Origin of the sequence: Rouxiella aceris (assembly GCF_012933545.1) — a bacterium.
Lineage (GTDB): Bacteria > Pseudomonadota > Gammaproteobacteria > Enterobacterales > Enterobacteriaceae > Rouxiella > Rouxiella aceris.
Window position 1 is genome coordinate 21774 of the sequence record NZ_JAADJU010000012.1, and the last position, 21914, is coordinate 43687.

Sequence of the window (21914 nt, forward strand, 5' to 3'; positions counted from 1 at the left end):
CTTTTTCGCTATATATAGCCAATGCACAGGACAACGCCCGTTTGGTCACCCGGTTGCCGAGCCACTTCGTGCGATTGTCCGATTAACGGCACACGATGTCTGTAAATCAATATAGAAAAGAGAACAAATCGCATTACACTATGGCGTGTCTCGCAGGGTTGCGCAGGCGCTGTTGACTATCAACCTTGGATACTGATTTATGAATCTGCTTTTCCCACTATTTGCAGTACTTATCTGGTCGTTAAACGCCGTGGTCAGCAAGGCAGCGGCCAGCGCCATCGATCCGGCTGCGATCTCATTTTATCGTTGGCTGCTCGCGCTGCTGACCCTGACCCCTTTTGTACTTCCCGGCGTATGGCGTAACCGCGCCGAGATAAAAAAGTATTGGTGGAAGTTTCTGGTGCTCGGTCTATTGGGTATGGTGCTCTATCAGAGTCTGGCCTATTACGCAGCACACAGCGTCAGTGCACTGTTTATGGGGATTATCGCCTCGCTGATCCCGTTACTGACCGTGCTGATCAGCCTGGTATTGCTCAGCGTAGTACCCACGGTGGGAATTGCCGCCGGTAGTCTGCTGTCACTGGCTGGCCTGGTTTGGTTGGTCAGCGGCGGCCATCCCGAAAAACTGCTGCAACAAGGTATCGGCGTGGGTGAACTGATGATGTTTGCCGCTACTGCGTCCTATGCACTCTATGGCGTATTGACCAAGCGCTGGGCAATCCCGGTTGGCAACTGGCAATCGCTGTATATGCAGATTGTGTTTGGCGTGCTAATGCTGATACCCAATTTTTTACTGGTCAGTGATGCCGAGTTGACCCGGCAAAATATGCCGCTGGTGCTGTTTGCCGGCATCCCGGCATCGATCATCGCCCCTTTTCTATGGATCAAGGGAGTGCATCACCTCGGTGCCAATACTGCCAGCATATTTATGAATCTGACTCCCATTTTTACCGCCATTATTGCGGTATTCTTTTTACATGAGCATCTGCAAAGCTATCACCTTATCGGTGGCGGCATCACGCTGGTAGGGGTTATTTTGGCCCAGCGCTTGCGTAAGCCGCTGTTTGGCGCGCGACGGTCCTCGATAAAAGAAGTGACACCGGAATAAACTGATTCCGTAAGTGATTCGGGTGAGTGAGAATGAAAGATATTACTCCGGCAGCGGGAAAATCCGTTATTAGGGAGAGTACACCGTTGGGGTCGTAGCGGGCTTGCCCGCCGGAGCGCACCTGGGTGTGCTACGCCCGGGTATCTCGATACTGAAGAAAACCTTGTCAGCAAACGCAAGGCCAACACCAGAGCTTACATCAGTAAGTGATTCGGGTGAGTGAGAATGAAAGATATTACTCCGGCAGCGGGAAAGTCCGTTATTAGGGAGAGTACACCGTTGGGGTCGTAGCGGGCTTGCCCGCCGGAGCGCCCCTAGGTGTGCTATGCCCGGGTATCTCGATACTGAAGACAACCTTGTCAGCAAACGCAAGGCCAACACCAGAGCTTACATCAGTAAGTGATTCGGGTGAGTGAGAGTAGCTAACGCCGCTACGGCTTCAAGTACGAAGGGGATGTCGATTGCCGCCATTTACAGGTATGATGTCGTCGCCATGCGCTCGACGCAGTGTTTAACACATCTATATTCCCTCAACAGGCAGCACCTCGAGGGGTTTAAATCTCCATAGCAAGGACTGGTAATATGCAACCTTTGAGTGGCCCAAGCTCACCCGTTGGCGGTAATCGGGCTCAGCCCAACGGCCCAACAGTCCCTGCCGGACCCGGCGAAAATCAGCCGTTGACGCCAGCGCAGCGTACCACGCTGGAAAAGCTGATCGTCAAGATCATGGCGCTGACCACCATGAAATCCCCAGAGATTTGGGCCACCCTGCGCCACGATCTGGCCGTTGCCCATGACAGTGAACTAACCACCAGCCAGTTTCCGCGGGCGGAGTCGTTGTTACAGGGCAAGCTCACCCAGGCGCAGGATAGCCACGCCACGCGCCAGTTGATGCAGCAGCTTACCGAACTCTTGCCGCTAGGCAATAATCGCCAGGCGGTCAGTGATTTTATTCGCCAGAATTACGGTCATACGGTACTGAGTCAGCTTAGCCACGCACAGCTCGAAACTGTGCTGGTATCCATTCAGTCCCGCGAAATGACCATTCCACAACCGCAGCAAACGGCGGTGATGGATCGCGCTCTATTGCCTGCCGAGCAAAGCAGCCTGCAACAATCGGTGGCCAAGCTGAGCGCCGCCACCGGTGAAGCCCCGGCCAAAATCTGGCAGGAGTTGTTTGTGATGGTCGGGGTAAAAGTCGGTGAACCTATTCCGGCAAAGCATTTTCAATTGCTGACCCAGTTTGCACAGGTAAAAATCACCGTCAGCCAGCAAAACTCGCCGACCCTGGCAACCATGCTTAGCGTGCTTAAACAACCGGCAACCCCGCAAGAGCAGCATCGTCTGACCGAGTTTGTGGCCACCAATTTCAATGCCACACCCGATACCCCGCTAACACCAATACAAATCAACGATCTGATTGGCGTCTTGTTTAACCAGCGAGTCGATCGCTCACCGCGCAGCGAACGTCAGGACGAGGAGTTGACCCGCGTGGCGCGTACTGAGCCCAAGCCGTGGGCTAACCCCTTTATTGCCATGCTGCCGGAGTCGATGCGCGCCAGCGGTGGGACCTCACTGGCGATCGTGCTGTTTTTGGTGATCGTTGTTGTGCTGTGGTTAGTCATTTAAACGCTTACCGCCAGGCCAGCAAAAACCAGCCGACCAGACCGCTAAACAGTAGAAAAAGAAACGAATAGCCGTGAAAAGTCAGCCAGATTCGTTTCTCTCCCGACATGCGCAAGGCAATCAGGTTGGCCAGCGAACCAATGGCCAACCCAAAGCCACCGGCATTCACCGCATAGGCCAGCAAGGCGTTTGCCGGCAGATAATTGACCAGCAAAATCGTGGCGGGAACGTTACTGATAATCTGTGACAGTCCAATCCCCAGCAGATAATGGCCGTACTCCGGCAAGCCAGCTATTTGGCCAAAGGCTGCCTGCAGGGGACCCAGGCCGACAATAAGCCTGACATCAATAAACATGACCATAAACACCGCAATCAATGGCCAGTCAATACGCAGTAATACCTGCCGCGACAGCAATAAAAAACAGATTAACACCACGGCCAAACCATAAAGCGCCAGTCCAAAGTCAACGCAGACAATAAACAACAGATATAGAACCACGCAACTCAACAGTAGCGGCTTATTAAAAGCGCTGCCCGGTTGTGTCTGCTTTTTCTTTAAAGCATGAGATGGAAAGCTAAACCAGGTGACCAGCAGCAGTGCCAGCAAGGTGATCAGTGCCAGCGGCGACATTTGCCAAATAAAATGGGCAAAAGAGAGCCCGGAGCGGTTCCACAGCAAGATATTTTGTGGATTGCCCACCGGGGTAAGCAGGGAACCGGCGTTAACCGCCAGTGCCTCAAAGATAATCAGCCGGGTGACCGGTAAGGATGTCAGTTTCTTTAAGGTGATGGTCAGGGGCACCACAATAAACAGCGCCACGTCGTTGGTCATAAAGGTCGACAACACAGCAGCAGCGGCCACTAAAAACAGGGCGACCGCCCGCTCATTGCTCAGGATATTGATCATTTTGCGACCGACAACATCGAAATAACCACTGATTTCGACGCCCTTGGTCAACAACAGCAACCCGAGCAGCGTGACAATGGTCGTCCAGTCAATAAAGTCGGCAAACTGAAGGATTTTCTCCGGTTGCAGCAGACTTAATACAACAGCAAGCAGCAGTAAAACGTGCAGGAATCGGTCATGGAGAAAGGGACGAAATAATGTTTTGCACGCCTGTATCATCATTAAAAACACCGAGAATTCGAACAGCGAGAGAGGTGCTGACGTTACCCTAAGCCGACAGCTTACGCCAGAGGGTTAGTGCGATATCTGGCAACACCATAGCGGCATAAAAGACCTTGAGATGCCGACCATAGACGCAAAAAAGCCCGCAATAAGCGGGCCTTTGATAACCAACGTTAAAACAAAAGCGATTAACGGTCGTTTGGCATTTTACGCATTACCAGCGTGGCGTTGGTGCCACCAAAACCAAAGCTGTTTGACATCACGGTAGTCAACTGACGTTGGGTCGGTTCGGTAATGATATTCATGCCCGCAGCCGCATCGTCCAGCGTCTCAATATTGATGCTTGGCGCAATAAAGTTATTCTCGGCCATCAGCAGGGTATAAATCGCTTCCTGCACACCGGCGGCACCCAGTGAGTGTCCGGTCATGGCTTTGGTAGAAGAGATAGCCGGGGTATTCTCGCCAAACACTTCGCGGATAGCACCCAGTTCTTTTACGTCACCAATCGGGGTCGAAGTACCGTGCACGTTGACGTAGTCAATTGGGGTGTCCACACCCTGCATGGCCATCTTCATACAACGTACTGCGCCTTCACCAGATGGAGCCACCATATCGGCACCGTCAGAGGTGGCACCATAGCCAACAACTTCGGCATAAATATGGGCACCACGGGCCAGAGCATGTTCCAGCTCTTCGACCACCACGATACCGCCACCGCCGGCAATGACGAAACCGTCACGGGCGCTGTCATAGGTACGGGAGGCTTTTTCCGGGGTTTCGTTATAGCCGCGAGACATCGCACCCATAGCGTCAAACTCGCAGGCCATTTCCCAGCACAGCTCTTCGCCGCCGCCAGCAAATACCACGTCCTGTTTGCCCAGCTGAATCATTTCAACCGCGTTGCCAATACAGTGCGCAGAGGTGGCACAAGCAGAGCTGATGGAGTAGTTGACACCGCGAATTTTAAAAGGCGTCGCCAGGCAGGCAGAAACACCTGAAGCCATGGCTTTGGTCACCATATAAGGACCGACACCTTTCAGGCCACGTGGTGAACGCATGGCGTCAGAACCCGCAACCTGGTTGCGTGGTGAACCACCGCCGGAACCTGCGATCAAACCGGTACGTTCGTCAGAGACCATTTCTGGTGTCAGACCCGAGTCGGCAATCGCCTGCTCCATGGAAAGATAAGCGTAGATAGAGGCATCACTCATGAAACGCACAATCTTGCGATCGATAAGGCCAGCCGTGTCCAGTTTCACATTGCCCCAGACGTTGCATCGCATCCCGGCATCTTTAAATTCCTGCGAGAAGGTGATCCCAGAACGACCTTCCTGCAGAGACGCCAGAACTTCCTGCTTGTTGTTACCGATGCTCGAGATAATGCCCAGGCCAGTAATCACAGCACGTTTCATTTAATACCTCTTTTACTAGTAAACTATTCGGGATTTCGTCACGCACTTTAGCGTACAGTTGTACGCCGAACAAGTCCGATCAGCAATTCTGAATGTAAAGAATCGAAATTTGCGTGATGACAGGCAGACAGTTAAACTTCGCGCACAGCCTCGAACCAAGAGAGTTTTACGTGGAATACTCCCCTATCCAACCGGCCGAATTGCGGTGGAACGAACAGGGTACACCTGTTTCCCGACAGTTTGATGACATCTACTTTTCGGATCAGGGCGGCCTCGATGAAACCCGACACGTGTTTCTTCATGGCAACCATTTTCCTGACCGTTTTACTGCCCACCCGCGCCCGCTGTTAGTCGTCGCCGAAACAGGTTTTGGCACCGGTTTAAATTTCTTGACGCTCTGGCAATGCTTTGCCGAATTTCAGCGACAGCAGCCTCAGTCCACCTTGCAACGTCTGCACTTCATCAGTTACGAAAAATTCCCGCTGTCGGTCAGCGACCTCGAAATGGCCCATCGCCACTGGCCGGAACTGGCGGCGTTCGCCGATGAAATGCGTCAGCAATGGCCACTGCCTATTGCCGGATGCCATCGCCTGTTGTTGGCCGGGGGACGTATCACCCTCGACCTGTGGTTTGGTGATGTCACCCAACTGCTGCCCAACAGCGATCCCAGCCTGTATCAACAGGTGGATGCCTGGTTCCTCGACGGCTTCGCCCCTGCCAAAAACCCGGAAATGTGGAGCGATGCGCTGTTTGCCGCAATGGCGCAACTGACTCGCAGCGCAGGCACTTTTGCCACCTTTACCGCCGCCGGTTTTGTCCGCCGCGGTTTGCAGCAGGCAGGCTTTAACGTCAGCAAAGTCAAAGGTCACGGCAAAAAACGCGAAATGCTCAGCGGCTGGCGAGAAACCGCAGCGCTAACGCCCCATCCCACGCCCTGGTCTGCGCGACCTGCGGCCAGCCACCCTGCCGACATCGCCATTCTCGGCGGCGGGGTGGCCAGTGCGCTGCTGGCGTTGTCGCTGCTGCGTCGTGGTTACCAGGTCACGCTGTACTGCGCCGATCCCCGACCAGCACTGGGTGCCTCCGGCAATCGCCAGGGAGCGCTCTATCCGCTGCTAAATGGCCGACATGATGCGCTGGAACAGTTTTTTGCCCAGGCATTCACCTTTGCGCGACGTCAATATACTCAGTTTGCCAACGACAATATTGCCTTTGATCATGATTGGTGCGGTGTAGCGCAATTAGGTTACGACGAAAAAAGTCAGGGCAAAATCGACAACATCCTCGCCGCTGACTGGCCACCGACGCTGGCCACGGCACTGGATGAAGAAGCGTTTACCCAACAGGCAGGTTTGCCGTGCGGCCACGGCGGGGTGCGCTATCCGCTTGGCGGCTGGCTATGCCCTGCCGAGCTGACCGCCAAGGCTATCGCCCTGGCGCAGACCCTGGGCCTGAAGGTGCACTACCATCATCAGGTAACGCAGTTAACCCCGACGGCAACTCAGGGCTGGCAGTTGCATTTTGCCCAGCAGGCAGCGCGCGAGCATGCAACGCTGGTACTGGCCAATGGCGCCGCCATCACCGCGTTTAGCCAAAGCGAAAAACTGCCGGTGTATGCGGTCAGCGGTCAGGTGTCGCATATACCGACCACCGCCTCACTGAGCGCGCTGAAACAGGTATTGTGCTATGACGGCTATCTGACGCCAGTCAATCCGCATAATCAGCATCACTGTATAGGTGCCAGCTACCATCGCGGAGAGCAGCAGGCCATCTATCGTGACCAGGATCAGCAGCAAAACCGACAACGTTTGCTCGACTGTTTAACCAAAGTCGACTGGCCGCAAGAGGTGGATGTCAGTGACGGCGAAGCGCGTAACGGCGTACGCTGTGCTACCCGCGATCATTTACCGATGGTCGGTGCCGTTCCGGACTATGACCGACTGCTTGCCGACTATGCCGATTTGCCGCAACAGCGCCAACGGGGTAGCGCGATAGCACCCACCCCGGTGCATGCCAATCTGTTTTTGCTCGGCGCGTTGGGATCGCGCGGTTTAAGTTCGGCTCCCTTGGCCGCCGAAATTCTGGCAGCACAAATCGCCGGAGAACCGCAACCGCTGGACGCAGAGACGCTGGCGGCGCTTAATCCCGATCGCATGTGGGTAAGAAAATTATTGAAAGGACGTCCGGTCAGCCATCATGGCTAAACCCCGGATGTAAAAAAGGGCCTGAATGGCCCTTTCAGACGGCTGACAAAGTCCGTTATTAGGGAGAGTGCACCGTTGGGGTCGTAGCGGGCTTGCCCGCCGGAGCGCCCCTAGGTGTGCTATGCCCGGGTATCTCGATCATCAAGACGACTTTGTCATCAAACACAAAGGGCCTGAATGGCCCTTTTATTTAAAGATCAGCGTTCGGTTTCCGGTAAGGCTCTCTGGTACAGGGTTTCCCACATTTTCAACACCAGTACCTGATCGCGAGGAGAAAGCTCGCCCGCCTCAATGGCCTTATCCAGGCTACTTTGTACCCGTGCTTTTAGCTGCTCGGAACTATGCTCACCGTTGGCTTCCGACTCGGCCACCGATACGGTGAGATGCCCCTGCAGATAACCGCTGGCAAACAGCTCGTCATCGCTGGCGCTTTCAACCATGTCTTCAATCAGTGCGAAAATACGCCCTTCAAATTCTGCGATCATCTACCTTCCTCTTACTTACCGGCGATCTTGCCGTTCCCCTACCCGCAAGTCAGGGGATATCTTATTCCAGCTCTTGGGGTGCCGGAAAGGACGCGGCACTCAATGGAGCCGTATTGTAAAACGATTGTAACGCAGTGATAAAGCGCGCCGTACGTTCAGGCACACCTTTTTCCAGGTTTTTTAGCACTTCTTCATGAACTTTGCGTTGGAAACCAATACGATCCGGCTCGCAGTCACCGCTTAAATTGTCACAGCTCACGTTAAAACGAAAACCGGCGGCGGCACAAAACATCCACTCGTAAGACTGAGGCTTGATTTCTACCACTTCAAACTGGCTTTGTGTTTGTGCATCGCGGCCATCCGGGCAATACCAGTAACCAAAGTCTACCAGCTTGCGTCTTTCTGCCCCGGCGACACACCAGTGAGCAATCTCATGCATGGCGCTGGCGTAGTAACCATGAGCAAACACAATGCGATTAAAATCTTCCTGCTCATCGGCTGGCAGATAGATAGGTTCATCATCGCCCTTGATTAAGCGTGTGTTGAATTCCTGACTGAAACAGCCGTCGAAAATATCAATAAGCTGCTGATAATGATGTTCTTGTTGTGATGACATAGTGTTCAAATAACTCAAAATAAGACAATACGGTATCAAAATCGGCGGTTAAAGCGCCCCGACATGATGGTCCAACAGCGACTGACACAGTGCTGGCAAAGGTGGCGGTGAAGATTTTTTCTCAATACCACTTCCCGGTTTTGGTGGCAGGAACCAGCTTTGCAGCTCGGCACCGCAGCCATCGCCCGGAGGAGGAGGCGCCTGACTCTCACAGTTGTGATCGCCCACCGGACAGCGCAAACGCACATGCATATGGGCGCGATGTCCAAACCACGGCCTGACTTTATGTAGCCACTCACGGTCGCTACCGGCATCGAGGCACAGCTGCTGCTTGATCGCCGGGTTGATAAAAATACGCACCACGTCGTTATCCTGGGCCGCCATTTTAATCAGGGTCTCGATTTGCGGTTGCCACTGGCTTTTAACAATACTTTTGCCGTCACGGCTGACCAGATCAATGGGCTGCGGGGTCAATAACTGCTGCTCAGTCCAGCGACTGCGCGGCAGCTGTAGCCAGATATCTACATCCAGACCTGACTGATGGCTGGCGTGACCGCTGCTAAAGCGGCCACCGGCCGGCATGGCCATATCACCAATCAACACATTACCCAGCCCCTGCACATGTGCTTCGGCAGTCAGGCGCTTGATAAAGGTCAGCAAGTCGGGCTGGCCGTAAAAACGACGCTGGTCGGTACGCATTACCTGGTAATTCGCCGAGTCCAGCGGCAAAGGCTGCGCACCAATCTGGCAACCATTGGCATAGCTGCCTACCGCCTGAGGAGCACCCGGGATCGGCTGCGCAATGCGCTGCCACGGGGTTGACGCCAGGGCAGGCAACGACGCAGCCAGCGCCAGCGCGGCCAGAAAAATTTTTATTCGCATACTATGACTCGTTTCCGCTTACCAACGTGGCACGGTAGAATGCACATCGCCACACTGGGCACGTTGGCGCAGCAGGTGATCCATCAGCACAATCGCCAGCATCGCTTCGGCAATGGGCACAGCGCGAATGCCAACGCAAGGATCGTGGCGACCCTTGGTGATCATCTCGACCTGTTCACCCTGACGATTAATGGTACGACCCGGCACGGTAATACTGGAGGTCGGTTTTAATGCCATATGGGCGACAATAGGCTGACCGCTGCTGATACCGCCGAGAATACCGCCGGCATGATTGCTGTCGAACCCTTGCGGAGTAATTTCATCGCGGTTTTCACTGCCGCGCTTGGCCACCACGGCAAAACCATCACCAATCTCCACCCCTTTAACGGCATTAATGCTCATCAGGGCATGGGCGATATCGGCATCCAGACGGTCAAATACTGGCTCGCCTAAACCGGTTGGCACGTTTTCTGCCACCACGGTAATTTTGGCACCGATGGAATCACCGGATTTTTTCAGCTCGCGCATTAACTCATCCAGCGCTTCCAGCCGGGTCTCATCCGGGCAGAAGAACGGGTTGGTTTCTACCAGATCCCAGTCCTTCAGCTCACAGGCAATATCGCCCATCTGCGATAGATAACCGCGCACCTTGATACCGAATTTCTGTGCCAGATACTTTTTCGCCACCGCCCCGGCGGCAACGCGCATCGCAGTTTCGCGGGCAGAAGAACGGCCACCACCGCGATAATCGCGAACGCCGTACTTTTGCTCATAGGTATAATCGGCATGGCCGGGACGAAACACGTCTTTGATCGCACTGTAATCCTGCGAACGCTGATCGGTATTCTCAATCATCAAACCAATGCTGGTACCGGTGGTTACGCCTTCAAACACGCCGGATAAAATTTTCACTTCATCAGCTTCGCGGCGCTGCGTGGTGTAACGCGAGGTGCCGGGACGACGTCTGTCGAGATCGTGCTGCAGGTCCGCCTCGGTCAATGGAATGCCCGGTGGCACCCCATCAATGATACATCCCAGCGCAATACCGTGGGATTCCCCAAAAGTAGTGACGCGGAAAAACTGCCCAATACTGTTCCCTGCCATCACGGCTCCTTAACCATTATGTTAATGAAAAATCGGAATTAATTGCGATACAGGCTAAAGTGCTCGGCGCAGTCCTGCAACTGTTGTTTGGTCAGCATAAATACGCCGTCACCGCCGTTTTCAAACTCCAGCCAGGTGAACGGAATATCAGGGTATTCGGCCATCAGATGTACCATGCTGTTGCCCACTTCACAAATCAACACGCCATTTTCGGTCAGGTAATCCGGTGCGCAAGCCAGAATACGCCGCGCCAGCTTGAGGCCGTCGCTACCGGCCGCCAGACCCAGTTCAGGTTCATGACGATACTCTTGTGGCAAGTCGGCCATATCTTCTTCGTCAACATAAGGCGGGTTGGTGACGATCAGATCGTATTGCAGTGCAGGCAGTTCGCGGAACAGATCCGAGCGGATCGGTGTCACCCACTGCTCAATGCCATGGGCTTCGATATTGCGCTCAGTAACCGCCAATACCTCGGTAGAGATATCCACCGCGTCCACTTCGGTTTCCGGGAAGGCATAGGCACAGGCAATGGCAATACAGCCGCTGCCGGTACACATATCGAGAATATGCGTGGGTTGTTGCTGCAAAATGCCGGAGAAGCGGTTATCGATTAATTCACCAATTGGCGAGCGCGGCACCAGCACGCGTTCGTCAACATAGAATTCCATACCACAGAACCAGGCTTTATTGGTCAGATAAGCCACCGGCACGCGCTCATTGACCCGACGGATCACTCGCTCCACGATGCGGTGACGCTCACTGGACGTCAGACGGGCTGTATGCATATCTTCCGGAATATCCAGCGGTAAGAAGACGCTTGGCAGCACCAGTTGCACCGCTTCGTCCCAGGGATTATCCGTTCCATGTCCGTAATAAACATTAGCGGCATTCAGGCGGCTGACGGTCCAGCGCAGCATATCCTGAATGGTATGCAGCTCACTGACGGCTTCGTCGACGAATATTTTATCCAATTTTCTCTCCTGGGGTACGGCGGGCGGCCTTGACAGATAGCCATAAAATTTCCGCATAGTTTGCCACGAAGCCCGCAACAAATCAGCAGCTATCCCCAAAGTAATTGCCGCTGCCGCCGGGGGCAATGAAAGTCATTAACCATGACTTTTATGTAGAAAGCGCGGCGCGAGCAGGTACACTGTCAAAATGTGTGACGAACGATGATATGGCGATGAAGAAAAAATTTTCGCTGAGCAAGGAGGAGTTAACTTTGTTCCGCGAGGCGGTGCCCGGCACCAAGCGATTGAAAAACGATACAATTTTGCATAAACCCCTGCGCAAGCCGCAGGTGATAAGCTCGCCCAAACGCCTGCTCCAGGAGCAGGTGGACGCCACTTATTACTTCTCTGATGAATTTCAGCCGATGTTGGACAATGAAGGCCCGGTACGGCATATCAGACCGGACGTCAGTCATTTTGAATTAAAAAAACTGCGCCGCGGCGATTATTCACCGGAATTGTTCCTTGATTTACATGGATTAACGCAGCACGAAGCCAAGCAGGAGTTGGGGGCGCTGATCGCCGCCTGTCGCCGCGAGCATGTGCATTGCGCCTGTGTGATGCACGGCCATGGTAAAAATATCCTCAAACAGCAGACACCGCTGTGGCTGGCACAACACCCTGACGTTGAGGCCTTTCATCAGGCACCGCGCGAACTGGGGGGCAATGCCGCCTTGCTGGTGCTGATTGAACTCGATGATAAAAGCAGAAATGCCGAGCAATAGCCGGTCGTCAAAATAGCAAAAGGCACAGCAAGCTGTGCCTCAGACTGCTGACAAAGTCCGTTATTAGGGAGAGTGCACCGTTGGGGTCGTAGCGGGCTTGCCCGCCGGAGCGCCCCTAGGTGTGCTATGCCCGGGTATCTCGATCATCAAGACGACTTTGTCATCAAACTCAGGCACAGCAAGCTGTGCCTCAGACTCTTGGTGCCTGCTTAGCAAGCAAAACGCCCTGCCGTCTGCGCTACCCGCAAACTTTGGTCATTACCTGCGATGGGCTGAACTGCCAATCAAAGCTCCCCAACCCAGTTTCCGCGTTAATTTCTACGCTGGCCATGGCCGAAGTTGCAAACATTGGCGGACAGTGTCCCGGGCAAAGCTCGGCCACCAGATAACCCACTAATGGCAAATGCGAAACCAGCAGCACCGCGCTGACCCCTTCTTTGGCCAACGCCTGAAGCTCAACGGCAACCTGAGCAGGATCGCCACCCGGCGTCAACTCGGGCAATACATCCACCTGTTCCGGAAGCGTCAGTTCCTGTCGCACTTTCTCTAACGTCTGCTGTGCCCGCAAATAAGGGCTGACCAGTACACGCTGAATTTTCACTGAGCGGCCATTTAACCAGGACGCCATACATACTGTTTCGTCACAACCACAATCGGTAAGAGGTCTTACTGAATCGCTGGCCGCTTCGAGAGCTGCCTCACCGTGACGCATAATCACAACTTGCATATTGCACCGCTTTTGTTAACAAAAATAGCGCTATACAGAAACGCCTCGCGTGCTGTATTACCCTTCCGCCCACATCCTAGCAGGGCACTACATCATCAAAACGCGCCGTCTATGTATCGCGGCCGGGCATTTTGCCTGAAAGTCATCACAAAGAAAACGCTGTTTTTTACACCAACCACCGCGAGATGTAAATAGCACTGGTCATTTAATAATCAACCCGACCGTTATCTCGCTGTTACTAGGCGCCATTCTCTTTGCCCTGCTCTGTAGCCTCTGGCTACTTGTTAAATAAGATTAAAATACTTAACTCAAATAACTTATGCGTATTCAAATCCTCCGTCTAAACGGAATAGGAATACTCCAGATTTACCTGAAACACTAAATTAAGCAGTGATCAGGATCACAGGAAAGTGCGAAAATTGCGCCGGATCAACGGTTAAAAAACAATCAACTTTACGCTTAATTGATCAGGGATACAATTTCCGTCCCTGCGCTGCCCGTTGCAGTAAACCCTCGCACGGAGCGAAACGCGCGCCCCATTGCTGTTCCAATAATTGCAGCTTTTTTACCAGATTCACAATGCCGAGACTATCGATATAGCGCATGGGCCCACCGAGGAAAGGCGGAAAACCAATACCAAATACCGCGCCAATATCCGCATCGCGCGCACTGCCAATGGTACCCTCATCCAGACAGCGTACCGCTTCATTGAGCATCAAGGCCACACAGCGATCGGCAATCTGCTGCGCAGACTGCTTATTTTTTGGCGTCAGATTTAAAAGCTTGTAAACAGAGGGGTCTGCCCGCTTGTGGCGACGCTTTTGCCCCTTTGGCGCATAAAGGTAAAAACCGCGACCATTTTTCCGCCCTTTACGATCGTCAGCCAGCATCGCCTCCAGCCCGGCCGGAGCGGCAAAACGCTCGCCAAATGCCGCCTCAAGAATAGGCACAATTTTGGTGCCCACATCAATGCCGACCTCATCCAGCAACTGTAAGGGCCCCAACGGAAAACCAAAATCAACCAGCGCGCGATCGATATGTTCAATAGTTTCACCCGCCAGTAAGCAGCGCGCCGCTTCATTAATATAGGCGGTCAGAATGCGGTTAACGTAAAACCCGGCGCTATCGCCCACCACAATGGCGGTTTTACCCTGTTTTCTGGCAAAGGCGACGGTGGTGGCAATAGTTTGCGCGCTGGTCTGCGCATGGGGGATCACCTCCACCAGCGGCATTTTGTCTACCGGGCTGAAATAATGCAGACCGATCACCTGCTGCGGCCTTGCGGCACCGCGCGCAATCTCATGAATGGGCAGAGAAGAGGTGTTTGAAGCGAAAATGGTATGCTGGCTGGCATTTTCTTCTACCTCGTGGATCATCTGCTGTTTAAGCGCCAGATCTTCAAATACCGCTTCAATCACCAGATCGACCTGCCGGAAGCCGCTATAATCGGTGGTCCCGGAGATCAGCATCATCTGCCGCTGCAACTCGGCGCGTTTAAGATAACCGCGTTTGGCTTTTTTCTGCAGCAGATCCCAGCTGTACTTTAAGGAGTGGCTGATACCTTGCTGATTGATATCCTTGATCCTCACCGGCAGCCCGGCCTTGGTGGCGGTGACACAGGCAATGCCTCCGCCCATCAGTCCGCCGCCCAATACCGCCACTTTTTTTATTGGCAAAGGTTCAGCCTGCGCCCCAAACTCTTTTTTCAAGGCCGTGGCGGCAAAAAACAGCGCACGTAACGCCGCCGATTGCGGCGTCATCACCAATTCACCAAACGCCCTGGCTTCTGCCTGATAACCGTTGCCGCGGCCCTGATCCAATCCTGTTTTCACCACATCGATAATTTTCTCGGTAGCCGGATAGTGACCATGGGATTTGGCGCGGGTTTGCTTGCGGACAAAATGGAACAGCAAGGCCTTGCCCAGCGGGCCTTTCACCAAGCGTGCTGACCATGGCAGGCTGGCGTTACTCCTGCGTCCTTGTTTTACCCGCTCAATAGCGGTGGCCAGCAAAATAGCCTGCGGAACGGCATCATCCACCAGCCCCATACGCAGCGCCTGTTTGGCGCGAATAGTGCGTCCGGTCAACATCATATCCAATGTGCGCGGCGCGCCAATCAAACGCGGCAACCGCTGAGTTCCTCCCGATCCGGGTAATAGACCCAGTTGCACTTCCGGCAAACCGAGCTGGGTCTTGTCATCCACAGAACAGATACGACCATGACAGGCCAGCGCCAGTTCAAGGCCACCGCCCAGACAGGCACCGTGGATCGCCGCGACCACCGGCACCGGGAAGGCGGAAATATGCGCCATTATCGCCTGGCCTTTTTGCGCCAGTTCTGTTGCTTCCTGCGCCTGCTGGCAGCGGGCGATCATGCTGATATCGGCACCGGCAATAAATGAGTCCGGTTTGCCGGAGATAAACACCAGCCCTTTCAGGTGCGGATGAGCCTGGGCCTGCTGCAAGATCTGATTGATTTGCTCGACGAACTCGGCTTTTAGGGTATTCACCTTTTCGTTGGGGACATCGATGGTAATAATGCCGATATCCTCCTCGCTAAAACGCAGGCTAAAGGCCGAGGTGGCGGGCTGTTGTTCACTAACAAGTGGGGATGGCTGATTCATTCTGCTGCCTCCAATACCATAGCGGCGCCAAGACCGCCGGCGGCACAGGCGGTGGTTAACCCCAGTTTGCCGCCGCGCCGACGCAGTTCATGCAGCGTTTGGGTGATCATGCGCGCACCGGTGGCGGCAAAAGGATGTCCATAGGCCAGTGAGCCACCGAGAACGTTAAATTTTTGCCAGTCAATTTCACCTATTGGCTGCGCGCGACCGAGCTTTTCGCGGGCAAATTGCGGGCAGGCAAACATTTTTATATTGGCCAGCGTCTGGGCGGCAAAGGCTTCGTGCATCTCGATCAGATCAAGATCCTGCAAGGTTATTCCGGCGCGATCCAGCGCCAATGGCGTGGCATAGGCCGGACCCAGCAGCATATCCTGCCAGACATCAATAGCGGCAAAAGCAAAGCTGCGCAAATAGCCCAACGGACGTAAACCCAGCTCGCGCGCCTGCGATTCGCTCATCATCAACACTGCCGCCGCGCCGTCAGTCAGCGGCGTACTGGTCGCCGCGGTGACCGTGCCATGTTTACGGTCAAATGCCGGACGCAATTTGGCATACTGTTCAATGCTGGAATCAAAGCGAATATTGTTATCTCTTTGCAGCACATCCTTGTACGGTGGGACATGCGCCACCATGACCTGCGTCGCCAGCAGCCCCTCCTCCCAGGCTTTGGCGGCCAGCTGATGCGAACGGTGGGCGAGTTCGTCCTGCTGCTGACGAGTAATGGCGTGGGATTTGGCCATCTGTTCAGCGGTATCCCCCATACGCAAGCCGGTTGAGTATTCGGCAACGGCAGGCGGTACCGGTAACAGATCGCGCAGTTTAAGTTTGCTGAACAACGACAGCCGCTGTCCGAGAGTGCGCGCCTTACTGACGTCCACCAGCGTTCTGGCCAGGGCTTTGCTGACCCCGATGGGTAATACCGATGAGGAGTCGGCCCCTCCGGCAATACCCACGCTAATGGTGCCGGCCATAATACTTTCCGCCACGTTGGCCACCGCCTGAAAACTGGTCGCACAGGCCCGCGATACGCTGTAGGCATCGGTGGCCACATTCATGCCGGTGCCCAGCACAATTTCACGGGCAATATTCGGCGCTTCAGGCATTTGCACCACCTGGCCGAACACCAACTGGTCAACAACGGCTGGGTCAATACCGCTTTTGGCCAACAGTTCGCTGACCACCATTTTGCCAAGATCAACCGCCGGGACACCATGAAAAGCCGTGGCCTGCTTGGCAAATGGCGTACGCAATCCGTCAACAATCGCAATGCGATCACCCTGACGCGTCACCAGTGGGATTACCTTGTTCATAGGGGCTCCTGATTGATACACACTGCCAATGGTTAATAACTTAGCGGCTTATTTGGTTTTTATGCAATGTCTTGGCATTCTCTGTGCGCTGTTTATCCGCGCGAACAGGTCTGACCTGATGAGTTAGTGTTAACCATATGTTTACATTTGGCAAAGTCTAACGTATTGAATTGCGAACAAGAGCAAATTTTTGAATAAAACCAAAGGACAGGACAAGCAGGGAGCGTAAGGAAGGGGCGAGCAAAAACGGCAGTCACCCGCGGTTTTCACCGCCGCGGATGACCGGAATAATACTTAACGCAAGCCGAGCTGGAAATTGATGGATTCAATCTGGCAGCAAAAGGTGAAGTCGGCGGTTAATTCAACGCCATCTGCCTGCTCGGCAAACTGGCTATTGATCAGGCAAGGATCGGATTCAGCCTTGCGAGCGCGGGCGGTAAGATCGGCGAGCATGGCTTCAGCCTCGCTACGGGTAGCAAAAAGCTGCTGATAAGAAGCCGTGCAGTCGGTGTTATCAATGATAGTGCCGACATCAATGCAACAGCAGGCAGCAGTTTCTTGTGCGCTGCATTGGTTAATGGCATGGACCGGTTTTTTTGCTTCGAGTGCAGCAGACATGTTTTCTCCTTCTGGCGCTTGGACACGCCTGGCCATCGGGCCGTGATGAGTCATTAAAATATCGATTATCTGTTAGCTATTTTACTCCTGCCAGGGCCTGACGGCTAGTCCTTACTTTCGCCATGGCTTTTAAATGATTCAAATTAAAGGGGGAATAATTAGCCATGCAGCATATTTATTTTCGCCCTAAATAATTAGCCTGCAATTGTAAGTTAAATGAATGCCAAAAGTTATTTTTTTGTTAAGTGGATCCAATTTTTAAAATCAAAGTAGAAATAAGTGTGAAACACCATTGCAACATATGTACAGGTCGGACCTATACTTCGCTCACTGGTCTGCTTTGTTAGGTCAGTTACGGACCCTACAATCCGCGCTCTTTGTTACCCACGAGTAGCATTGTTCTATAAAACATAAAATGAGGTTTTGGTCATGAACCAGAAAAACCTGTTTAAAAGATCCACTCTGGCAGCTGCAATGGCACTGGTTTCCACTCAGCTTTATGCAGCAGGCTTTCAATTAAACGAATACACCGCCGCTGGCCTGGGTCGTTCATTTTCTGGTGAAGGTGCCATCGCAGATACCGCCGCCTCAGGCAGCCGTAACCCGGCAACCATGACAATGTTCGATCGTCCTTCATTCTCAGGCGGTTTTGTTTACGTTGATCCCGACGTCAATGTCAGCGGCAAATCGCCGGTTACCGGCAGTAGCACTAATGCCGACAATATTGCCCCAGGCGAATGGATCCCCAACCTGCATTTTATTATGCCGGTCAACGATCGCTGGGCAATTGGCACCTCGGCTACCTCAAACTATGGTTTGGCCACCGAATACAACAGCAGCTATCCGGCAGGCCCACTGGCGGGTAAAACCGACCTGACCACGGTCAACCTCAATCTGAGCGCGGCATATCGTATTGACGACCATTTCAGTTTTGGTCTCGGTTTTGATGCCGTGTATGCGAAAGCCAAAATTGAACGCAACGCCGGGGAACTGGTGGCATTACAGAGTCGTGGCACTATTCCCGCGTCCACTACCGCAGCACATCTTGACGGCAGCGCCTGGGGCTATGGCTGGAACGCTGGCCTGCTCTATCAGGTTGATGAAAATAACCGCTACGGTTTGACTTACCGTTCCAAAGTCAATATCGACTTTGATGGCAGCTACCGCAGCGATCTGCCGGTGGCAGCAGGCGGAACCGGCGGTCACACGGTACCTGGCGCGCTGACGCTAAACTTGCCGGAAATGTGGGAGATTTCCGGTTACAACCGCGTCGCGCCGAAATGGGCAGTGCATTACAGCATGGCCTATACCAGCTGGAGTGAATTCCAGGAGCTGAAAGCCACCGGCAGCAATGGCAATACGCTGTTTGAAAAACATGAAGGCTATCATGATGCCTATCGTATTGCGTTAGGGACCACCTACTACTACAGCGATCAGTGGACCTTCCGCACCGGTATCGCCTTTGATGATAGCCCGGTTCCGGCGGACAACCGCACTATTTCCATTCCGGATCAGGATCGCGTCTGGATAAGCGCCGGGACCACCTATGCGTTTAATAAAGACGCTTCAGTGGACATTGGCATCTCCTATATGCACGGCAAATCCGTACATATCAGCGAGAAAGTGGCCGATGGCGTGCCTAACTATGAGTTTGATGCCAAAGGTACCGCCATGCTGTATGGCGTAAACTTTAATTACGCGTTTTAATCTGCCTGGCTAATGCTCGGGTTAGTGGTCGAGTTACCCTCGGCCGCTAACCCGGCGCCATTCGCCAAGAAAGTGTTTACACTCCCCGACCCAAGCCGACTATTTAAATAGCCAAATCAAGGTAATCAAAACGTCGTGCCATCGCTACCCTTATTCTGTCAGGCGCTACGGGGCCTTGAATATGCACTTCCCGACAGGCCACAAAATTATTGATAATTTGTTTATATATCGATTGGTAAGACATACGCCAGTTATCGTCGTGTCCCCACAGCCGATTTTCTTTCACTCTGGCAATCTGTTCGATAAAAGTATCTTGCTGAATTGAATATTGCCGTGAAAAATCCAGGGCAGGTAAACCGACAGGATTTATTTTATATAAAAAAAAGGGCTTTTTACTATCGAGCCGGAAATAAGATCTTTTCATTGCCAGTGAATCTTCAATTTTTTGGCGAAAAAGCGCTACCCCCTGTAATGATTGGCTGGTGAATACCGTTCGTTCCCCAAAAGTCGCAAAAGTATGCAAAAAGGGGTCAGTCATGGTTCCCTCAAATCCTGTGCGCATAATTTTCCTGGGCGAACGCTGATCGTATCGATACAGACTGCTGCTTAACGAAGAGCCCGAGAGGGATCGATTATAGGCAAGAGGTTCCGCTCTGCGCATTGCGCCATCACCGCTTGCACCGGCCTTCAACGATGTTGTGGCCCCGGCGGCGTCAGTAACGGATGCTATTCTTTCTGCTCCCCCCACGCACCTCTCTGGCTGACTGCTTGCCGGGACGGATCCTGCAATTTCGTACGGTCTTGACTGACGAACTCCGGGAAACAGCGAGGGATATAAAGTGGCATCAAAGCGATGAAATACGCGGTCAGTTTTCCTTTTCCCTTCCGGCATTAATCCCAGGAAATCTTTTAAGGAGACGGGATTATTGCTCACCATGGCAAAAAGGTTTTGTCCATCCACGGTGCCGGCAGGATCGGCATTGAGCCAACGCAGCATCCAGGGCGCGTAATAGCGAAAACCGTAATACACCAACCCGCTGGCATCTCGCTCCTTACCAGAGTAGCGAAAGGTTTTGTTGCCGGCTTCAGTCGGCTTGCGGGCTAGCCAGAGCGCGGTACCGCCGAAGGGGTAATAACCCTCATGGCTGATGATTTTTCCGTTGCCGTCCAGTTCCAGAGTATTGCTGCTGATCCGGTCAGCAACGCTAAAGCGAATCTGATTACTCTCTCTCCCCGGCCAGTACAGAATACGTGCACCATTAACTACGCTAACGCCCAGAGTTTCAGTGGCTTTATCGCCGCTGCGCGTGGTGCGGATCTCCAACCCAGGCAGATAACGTACCTGCTGCTGACGCAGGGTCGTTTTAGTAGCATGAGCACTGAATTTAAGCGTGCGCATCCCTTGGCGGCTATAGCAATAGCGTTCGTTTGAATTATTTATGCCTGAGGTGTTCATGGCGTATCCCTTCTGGTGGCTATACGCTGATTATCAACATCCGGCAGTCCGTTAAATAGGGTGAATCGATAAACTTATCGTCATTGCAGATGATTGACACAACAGGTAAATAAAAAAGCGCCATAGCGGCGCTTCAGACGGCTGACAAAGTCCGTTATTAGGGAGAGTGCACCGTTGGGGTCGTAGCGGGCTTGCCCGCCGGAGCGCCCCTAGGTGTGCTATGCCCGGGTATCTCGATCATCAAGACGACTTGGTCACCAAACTCAAGCGCCATAGCGGCGCTTTTTTATTATCGGTAAATATCGCGGCCATTATGGGGCATCGATACTGCCAAGATCACCCTGAATTGCCGCCGCGTTAGGGTTAACCTGCGGTGTCAACTTGCCATCACTGGCCAGGAAGTCATGACGCTGGAAGTAAGCAGCACGCACAAACTGGTATGGATCGGCACTGTTTCTTAGCAGACCGTCAGAATCCAGTAACTGTGCCCGGGTCTCAATGCCTTCGAGGGCCCATTTGCCCGCCGACATCCACCAGGTCAGATAACTCAACGGTGGATAAAGCAGATCGACCATGCCACCGGCGTCTTCACGCGGGGTAAAGCTGCCGTAACCCGGTAATACCACATAGGTGCCGTAACCCACTTCATAATGACCCAGTGTACTGCCGAATCGACGCGGTTCTTCTTTTGCCAGTTTTGGATTTGCCATGGTCGCCACATCAATCAGGCCACCCATCCCCAAAATGGTATTAAGGAAGAAACGAGTAAAGTGCTTCGCCCCGGCATAGACATTGCCTTCAACAAAATAGTTGACCATGGTCGAAGGCTCACTGAGGTTACTGAAGAAATTGCTCATGCCATTACGCGCTGGCATAGGCAGATAATCACGCCATACCACCGCCACCGGCCGCACAATATAGGGATCCAGTACGTTATAGTTAAAGTTGAACATTGAACGGTTAAAGCTTTGCAACGGATCGCTGCGCCCCTGTATTTTGGGATCCACCTTCTGTAGATCCGTGGCTACCGCCGTACCCGATTTTGCCGGCGGGGTCGCACTCGGTGTCACCAGTGATGCCGGCTTATCCGACGAACTGGCGCAACCGATTAATAATACCGTGGCAAACGCCAGCCCAGTCAGGCGAAAGTCCATGTTGTTCTCCCTGTTTA

General features: G+C 53.3%; 18 protein-coding genes. 5 read left to right on the forward strand and 13 right to left on the reverse strand.

Features of this window, described 5'->3' with window-relative positions:
• Window positions 1-199: 199 nt before the first annotated feature.
• Together GW590_RS19850 and flk are read left to right on the forward strand one after the other, a co-directional pair.
• Window positions 200-1108 (forward strand): DMT family transporter, encoded by a 909-nt coding sequence (locus tag GW590_RS19850; RefSeq protein ID WP_169404816.1) that lies wholly within the window; start codon window positions 200-202, stop codon window positions 1106-1108.
• Between the two features lie 582 nt (window positions 1109-1690).
• Entirely contained in the window at window positions 1691-2737 is a 1047-nt protein-coding gene (gene flk / locus GW590_RS19855) for a flagella biosynthesis regulator Flk (RefSeq protein ID WP_169404817.1), read from the forward strand.
• Window positions 2738-2741: 4 nt separating this feature from the next.
• Here the strand turns inward: flk and GW590_RS19860 are convergent, their stop codons facing one another.
• Together GW590_RS19860 and fabB are read right to left on the reverse strand one after the other, a co-directional pair.
• Entirely contained in the window at window positions 2742-3863 is a 1122-nt protein-coding gene (locus GW590_RS19860) for an SLC13 family permease (protein WP_169404818.1), read from the reverse strand.
• 188 nt (window positions 3864-4051) lie between these two features.
• Window positions 4052-5275, reverse strand: a complete 1224-nt coding sequence (gene fabB / locus GW590_RS19865; RefSeq protein ID WP_169404819.1) for a beta-ketoacyl-ACP synthase I — start codon at window positions 5273-5275, stop codon at window positions 4052-4054.
• A 170-nt stretch (window positions 5276-5445) separates the two neighbouring features.
• Here fabB and mnmC point away from each other — a divergent pair, with 170 nt between their 5' ends.
• A complete protein-coding gene (mnmC, locus tag GW590_RS19870) occupies window positions 5446-7479 on the forward strand; it encodes a bifunctional tRNA (5-methylaminomethyl-2-thiouridine)(34)-methyltransferase MnmD/FAD-dependent 5-carboxymethylaminomethyl-2-thiouridine(34) oxidoreductase MnmC (RefSeq protein ID WP_169404820.1) in 2034 nt (677 codons plus the stop codon).
• A 197-nt stretch (window positions 7480-7676) separates the two neighbouring features.
• Here the strand turns inward: mnmC and GW590_RS19875 are convergent, their stop codons facing one another.
• From GW590_RS19875 to prmB, 5 genes are all read right to left on the reverse strand, one after another.
• The gene (locus GW590_RS19875) at window positions 7677-7964 is read right to left on the reverse strand and encodes a YfcL family protein (RefSeq protein ID WP_169404821.1); all 288 of its coding nucleotides are present in this window, start codon (window positions 7962-7964) and stop codon (window positions 7677-7679) included.
• 61 nt (window positions 7965-8025) lie between these two features.
• Complete coding sequence (locus tag GW590_RS19880; RefSeq protein ID WP_169404822.1) at window positions 8026-8580, reverse strand: elongation factor P hydroxylase; 555 nt, start codon at window positions 8578-8580, stop codon at window positions 8026-8028.
• A gap of 48 nt (window positions 8581-8628) precedes the next feature.
• Window positions 8629-9462: a penicillin-insensitive murein endopeptidase gene (gene mepA / locus GW590_RS19885; protein WP_169404823.1), complete on the reverse strand. Its 834-nt coding sequence runs from the start codon at window positions 9460-9462 to the stop codon at window positions 8629-8631.
• 18 nt (window positions 9463-9480) lie between these two features.
• The gene (gene aroC, locus GW590_RS19890; protein ID WP_169404824.1) at window positions 9481-10566 is read right to left on the reverse strand and encodes a chorismate synthase; all 1086 of its coding nucleotides are present in this window, start codon (window positions 10564-10566) and stop codon (window positions 9481-9483) included.
• Window positions 10567-10604: 38 nt separating this feature from the next.
• A complete protein-coding gene (prmB, locus tag GW590_RS19895) occupies window positions 10605-11537 on the reverse strand; it encodes a 50S ribosomal protein L3 N(5)-glutamine methyltransferase (RefSeq protein ID WP_169404825.1) in 933 nt (310 codons plus the stop codon).
• A gap of 212 nt (window positions 11538-11749) precedes the next feature.
• Between prmB and smrB the strand changes: the two genes are divergently transcribed.
• Window positions 11750-12301 carry an endonuclease SmrB gene (gene smrB / locus GW590_RS19900; RefSeq protein WP_169404945.1) on the forward strand — a complete coding sequence of 184 codons (552 nt, stop codon included), beginning with the start codon at window positions 11750-11752 and terminating at the stop codon, window positions 12299-12301.
• Between the two features lie 238 nt (window positions 12302-12539).
• Here the strand turns inward: smrB and sixA are convergent, their stop codons facing one another.
• From sixA to GW590_RS19920, 4 genes are all read right to left on the reverse strand, one after another.
• The gene (gene sixA / locus GW590_RS19905) at window positions 12540-13028 is read right to left on the reverse strand and encodes a phosphohistidine phosphatase SixA (protein ID WP_169404826.1); all 489 of its coding nucleotides are present in this window, start codon (window positions 13026-13028) and stop codon (window positions 12540-12542) included.
• Window positions 13029-13495: 467 nt separating this feature from the next.
• Window positions 13496-15652 carry a fatty acid oxidation complex subunit alpha FadJ gene (gene fadJ / locus GW590_RS19910; RefSeq protein ID WP_169404827.1) on the reverse strand — a complete coding sequence of 719 codons (2157 nt, stop codon included), beginning with the start codon at window positions 15650-15652 and terminating at the stop codon, window positions 13496-13498.
• Window positions 15649-16962, reverse strand: a complete 1314-nt coding sequence (gene fadI, locus GW590_RS19915; RefSeq protein ID WP_169404828.1) for an acetyl-CoA C-acyltransferase FadI — start codon at window positions 16960-16962, stop codon at window positions 15649-15651. The genes fadJ and fadI overlap by 4 nt, the downstream gene beginning before the upstream one ends.
• Window positions 16963-17256: 294 nt before the next feature.
• Window positions 17257-17580 (reverse strand): YfcZ/YiiS family protein, encoded by a 324-nt coding sequence (locus GW590_RS19920; protein ID WP_169404829.1) that lies wholly within the window; start codon window positions 17578-17580, stop codon window positions 17257-17259.
• A 429-nt stretch (window positions 17581-18009) separates the two neighbouring features.
• Between GW590_RS19920 and fadL the strand changes: the two genes are divergently transcribed.
• Entirely contained in the window at window positions 18010-19287 is a 1278-nt protein-coding gene (gene fadL / locus GW590_RS19925) for a long-chain fatty acid transporter FadL (RefSeq protein ID WP_169404830.1), read from the forward strand.
• A gap of 103 nt (window positions 19288-19390) precedes the next feature.
• Here the strand turns inward: fadL and GW590_RS19930 are convergent, their stop codons facing one another.
• Both GW590_RS19930 and mlaA read right to left on the reverse strand, forming a co-directional pair.
• The gene (locus tag GW590_RS19930; protein WP_169404831.1) at window positions 19391-20743 is read right to left on the reverse strand and encodes an RHS repeat-associated core domain-containing protein; all 1353 of its coding nucleotides are present in this window, start codon (window positions 20741-20743) and stop codon (window positions 19391-19393) included.
• A gap of 311 nt (window positions 20744-21054) precedes the next feature.
• Window positions 21055-21897 (reverse strand): phospholipid-binding lipoprotein MlaA, encoded by an 843-nt coding sequence (gene mlaA / locus GW590_RS19935; protein WP_169404832.1) that lies wholly within the window; start codon window positions 21895-21897, stop codon window positions 21055-21057.
• Window positions 21898-21914 lie beyond the last annotated feature (17 nt).